General features: G+C 58.1%; 2 protein-coding genes and 1 pseudogene. All 3 read right to left on the bottom strand.

Features of this window, described 5'->3' with window-relative positions; genetic code table 11:
* Nucleotides 1-158: 158 nt before the first annotated feature.
* Entirely contained in the window at nt 159-1,406 is a 1,248-nt protein-coding gene (locus tag IQ273_RS32200) for a glycosyltransferase (RefSeq protein ID WP_194027155.1), read from the bottom strand.
* A gap of 230 nt (nt 1,407-1,636) precedes the next feature.
* Entirely contained in the window at nt 1,637-1,963 is a 327-nt protein-coding gene (locus IQ273_RS32195; RefSeq protein ID WP_228054303.1) for a hypothetical protein, read from the bottom strand.
* Between the two features lie 143 nt (nt 1,964-2,106).
* Nucleotides 2,107-2,867 (bottom strand): annotated as a pseudogene (locus tag IQ273_RS32190) (RNA helicase); the annotation flags it as partial.

The raw sequence follows: 2,867 nt of genomic DNA, 5'->3' as shown, positions 1-2,867 counted from the left end.
GTGGATGAGTGGATGAGTGGATGAGTGGATGAGTGGATGAGTGGATGAGTGGATGAGTGGATGAGTGGATGAGTGGATGAGTGGATGAGTGGATGAGTGGATGAGTGGATGAGTGGATGAGTGGATGTAGGAGAGGGATGGTAGAGTGCACTCGGCGGTCAGGATCGATGGAAATAATCTGGGAATTGGCTCCGCCAATGCACCGTGCTGAGGATGTTTTGCTGAATCGCCTGATGCAGGCCCGCGCCCATGGCGGCCATGCTGTAGTGGGTGAGGGTGCGATCGCGCGCCCGCCTCCCCAGATCCAGCGCTTGGTCATACTCAGCAAAAATCGCCGTAATCTGGGCGGCTAGCTGCGCTGGGGCATCGGCCTCCACCAAGTAGCCGCAGCCGTTGAGAATAGTGGGAATATCGCCCACTCGCGTGGCCAAAATCGGTTTGGCCATCGCCATACCATCGGTGAGCTTGAGCGGAAACTGGGCCTGGGCCGCCGGGGTCTGGCGCTGGGGCACCACCACCACATGGGCAGCGGCAATGACTTTGGGCATCTCCCCATAAGACTGCTTACCCAGGTGAATAATGTGCTGGGGCCAGCGATCGATCAGGGTGCGATCGTAGTCGTCGTAGGGGCTGCCGCCGACGATCACCAGCTTCAGGTCTGGCTGATTCAAAATATCTAGCGCGGCTAACAGATCCTCGACACCTTTGTAGGGGCGGGGCGCACCGGGGAACATCAGCACTCGGTAGTCGCTGAGATTGTAGGCGGCGCGGCTGGCCTCTGCATCGTAGCGATCGGGGTTAAACAGCTCAGTATCTTTGCCGTTGGGGATGTTTACCCCGCCAAAGCGCCGCTGTAAAAAGTCGTTGTGGGTGGTGATCAAATCAGCTTTGGCAACCAGCCGTTCTATCCACTGCAAATAGAGAGGATGATCTGGGTTGCGAAGCGCCCCCTCAGATTTCAGCAGGTCGCGCGCTAGCTGCCGGGGGTTGGGGCTGTAGCGGTAGTCGTCGCCCCCGTGCCAGCTCAGCTCCCAGTCATCAATGTCGAGGAGAACCGGGCGGCGGGGACGCGATCGCGAGATCTGGCGAGAGATCTGGCGGTGCAGCAGGGCCAGGCCAAAGCTGCTGGGCTTGAGCTTGTAAGCGTAGATTAAGTCGCCGCTGAGGTAGCGAAACAGCTCTCTTACGGCGCTAGGACCGATAGCGGGAGTGGGCAACGAGATGGTGTGGATCGGGAAGTCTATAGACAGCGGGGCGCTGGTCTCAGTGGAAAACCCGACCATCTCTACCAGATAGCCCATGCTTTGCAACGCCTGCGCCAGCAAAAATGGCCGCACTGCACCGCCCCAGCGTCCTGCCCCCTGGCTCGACAAGTCGCTTACTAAAATTGAAATCTTGGGCCGCATCTCCCGACAATCGCCAGGAGACTTGCTTAACCCAGGGGCAGGGCTAGCGGTAGGGCGTTGATCCAGCATGGATGCCACGAGCTAGGGGGCAAAATTACGTCGATGAGGGACACACCCTCATAGCTTGCCCATCTTGCCCACGGTCCTTAAGGTTGATTCAACACCTGACTTAGCATTTTTACTAAGCTATAGGTCTGGCTAGAGCCCGGAGAGATTGATAACCCATCGATCTAGCGCCGCTGCAATGGGGTAAGACTACCTGCCCAAGCGGACCGACCACGACTGCGGCGAATCGCGATAACTTCGCCGCTGGACCGAGTAATGCTTTGGGCATCAAACTTATTGTCGCCAAATTCGCCCTCAACGCTCAGCTGTTCACCGGGGGATAGGCTGATGTGCTGGTGCCAATGCGATCCTGCATCCACAACGATTTCCCGATGCCCGTCGCTGAGGGTAAAACTGTTGCCCACTACGCTGCCGACGGTGCCGGAAACCACAACATTCTTCTGCTGACGCAGCGACTGGATCGTCACAGTTTGGGCCATGGTAGGAAACATAGCACCAAGCCCTAGGGTTAACAGGGCCGCTGTTGATAGAAATTTCATAAACCGTGTAAAAATTGCAAAGACGTCGTCGTCTTTCTTAGTGTTGGGGAAAAAATGACCTGGCGTCCTCTACCTTTAGGCGGAGATTTTCTACCTCAGCCAATTTCCTCGTTGACAGGGAACCGATTCATCAGGTCTTTGGCCTCACGGGCATTGCGGCGCAGAGTTTCGCTGATGTAGGGCACGTGGGGTATTTGCGACAGTACATCCAGCGTGCGGCGCAGAATGCGCACAATGTCGCCCTCGTCGAGGCTGGTATTGTCGCACAGCGTTACCCAGTCAACCCCGTTGGCCCACTGCTCCACTAAGCCCACCAGGTCGTACTCCAGCCAAATGGGGGCGGTGATTTGGCGGCGATGCTGCTGCTGGTAAAGCTGTCGGCGCAGGCTGTGCAGCCCGCCCAGGGCCTCTTCTACCGTGCCGGAGAGCCGGTAGCGACACCAGCTGTCGGGGCGTGAGTTTTCGGTGACCAGGGCAGCCAGGGCGGCGGCCAGCTGGGCGGTATCGAGGTGGTCAAACCCGCCCGACTCCAAGGCTAGGGCCAGCCACAGTTCGTTGTCGCCGCGAATGGCTGCCGCCATTTCGCCTAGCTCGGTGGGGCGATTGTTTTCGAGGCCGCCAAAGTGCTTCAGCACATCCATAATGTTGAGAAACTCTTGCCAGTAGCGACCCGTGTACTGGGAAAATTTTTGCTGGCGATCGCGCCATTCTGCCTTTAGATCGCGCAGCCGCTTCTGGCGCTTGAGCAGCGACTTAGTATTCTCCCACTGGCTGGCGGGGTGTTTGGCCAGGGTATGCTCGACATCGCGCATGCGATCGAGCTGGTCTTGCACTTCGGGGGCCAGCATTTCGAGGG

Origin of the sequence: Nodosilinea sp. LEGE 07298, from assembly GCF_015207265.1 — a bacterium.
Classification (GTDB): Bacteria; Cyanobacteriota; Cyanobacteriia; order Phormidesmidales; family Phormidesmidaceae; genus Nodosilinea.
Note: the sequence above shows the minus strand (reverse complement) of the source record. Positions and strands in the feature narration are given on the sequence as shown.